The following is a 1,909-nucleotide window of genomic DNA, read 5'->3' as shown; positions in this document are numbered from 1 at the left end:
GTCCGGGGCCCGCACCAGGCCGGGCGGGATCAGGCCGCGCGAGTGGGGCATCACGCCCAGTCCGGCGCGGGCGGCGGCGACGAGTCCGTTGAGGCTGCCGCTGGTGCAGGCGATCCGCCAGGCCCGCCCCTGCTTCTCCAGGGCCTCCAGGGCCAGGGCCCGGGTGATGCCCGGCGGCGGGTAGACGATCAGGGGCACCGGCCGGTCCGGATCGAGCCGCAGCCGCTCCGCGCCGATCCACACGAGCCGGTCCCTGCGCACCAGTTGTCCGGGCGGGTCGTGGGGCCGCCGCTTGGCCAGCACCAGGTCCAGCTTCCCGGCCGCCAGCCGCTCGTGGAGCGTGCCGGAAAGCTCGACGGTCAGCTCCAGGTCGACCTCGGGGTGTTCGTAGCGGAAGCCCTCCAGGATCTCCGGCAGCCGGGTCAGCACGAAGTCCTCCGACGCCCCGAAGCGGAGCCGGCCGCGGGGGCGCTCGCCGGAGAAGAAGGACGTCGCCTGCTCGTGGACCTCCAGGATGCGGCGGGCGAACCCCAGCATCGCCTCGCCGTCCTCGGTGAGCTCCACCGAATGGGTGTCCCGGGAGAACAGGGGCCGGCCGGTGGCGTCCTCCAGCCTGCGCACGTGCTGACTGACCGTCGACTGCCGCACGCCGAGGCGGCGCGCGGCCCCCGTGAAGCTCAGCGTCTGCGCGACGGCGAGAAAGGTCCGCAGATGGGAGGGGTCGTACATGCGCGGAACCCTAGCCTGGCGACCGCCCGCCGGTCATCACGAACGGCGATCGCAGTCAAAGCGGTGTGCGGGATTCCCGATCACGGGGGAAGGGGGGACGATGGGGAGGGCACCCCCCTGTGCCGCGCCCGCGCCACGCGACGCGCCCCACCCCCTGAGTACTGGAGCACTGGAGCACCGTGAAACGCCTGCAGTGGCCGAGCTGGATGCCGGTCGACCCCTACATCGTCCTGTTGCTGGCGACGATGGGCATCGCGGCGCTGCTCCCTGCGCGAGGGGCGGTGGCCGACGGGGTCTCCGGCCTGGCGACGGCCGCGGTCGCGTTCCTCTTCTTCCTCTACGGGGCGCGGCTCTCCACCCGTGAGGCGCTGGACGGCCTGCGCCACTGGCGGCTCCACCTGACCATCCTGGGCTGCACCTTCGTGCTCTTCCCGCTGCTCGGGCTGGCGGGGCAGGCGCTGGTCCCGTTCCTCCTCGACGACGCCCTCTACCGGGGCCTGCTCTTCCTGACCCTGGTGCCGTCGACCATCCAGTCCTCGATCGCCTTCACCTCCATCGCCCGGGGGAACGTGCCGGCCGCGATCTGCGCGGGGTCGTTCTCCTCGCTGGCGGGCATCGTCGTCACGCCGCTGCTGGCGGCCCTGCTGCTCGGCGGGCAGTTCGGCGACGGGCAGGGCTTCTCCGGGGACTCGGTGCTGAGGATCGTGCTCCAGCTGCTGGTGCCGTTCCTCGCCGGGCAGCTGCTGCGGCGCTGGGTCGGCGGGTTCGTCCGCAAACACCGCAGGCTGCTGTCGCTGGTGGACCGGGGGGCGATCCTGCTGGTCGTCTACTCCGCCTTCAGCCAGGGCGTGGTGCGCGGCGTGTGGGGCCAGGTGAGCGCGGTCCGGATGGTGGAGCTGATCGTGGTGGAGGCGGTGCTGCTGGCGGTGGTGCTGGCGGCCACCTGGTACGGCGCGAAGGCGCTCGGCTTCGGGCGCGGGGACCGGGTGGCGATCCAGTTCGCCGGCTCGACGAAGTCGCTGGCGGCGGGGCTGCCGATGGCGAGCGTGCTGTTCGGGGCGGAGGCGGCGCTCGCGGTGCTGCCGCTGATGCTCTTCCACCAGATGCAGCTGATGGTCAGCGCGGTGATCGCGCGGCGCCGCGAACGCGACCCCCTCGCCGCCGAGGAGCCCCGCCCCTA

2 protein-coding genes are annotated in these 1,909 nt (G+C 73.2%); one reads left to right on the top strand and one right to left on the bottom strand.

The annotated features are described in order from the left end of the window. Window positions 1-729 (bottom strand): LysR substrate-binding domain-containing protein (locus HW445_RS29100; protein WP_180223825.1); only part of this gene is annotated, 729 nt, incomplete at its 3' end. Window positions 730-908: 179 nt separating this feature from the next. Here HW445_RS29100 and HW445_RS29095 point away from each other — a divergent pair. Next, a partial coding sequence (locus HW445_RS29095; RefSeq protein WP_180223824.1) for a bile acid:sodium symporter family protein occupies window positions 909-1,909 on the top strand: 1,001 nt, incomplete at its 3' end.

Origin of the sequence: Streptomyces sp. UH6, assembly GCF_013421635.1 — a bacterium.
Taxonomy (GTDB): domain Bacteria; phylum Actinomycetota; class Actinomycetes; order Streptomycetales; family Streptomycetaceae; genus Streptomyces; species Streptomyces abyssomicinicus.
Note: the sequence above shows the minus strand (reverse complement) of the source record. Positions and strands in the feature narration are given on the sequence as shown.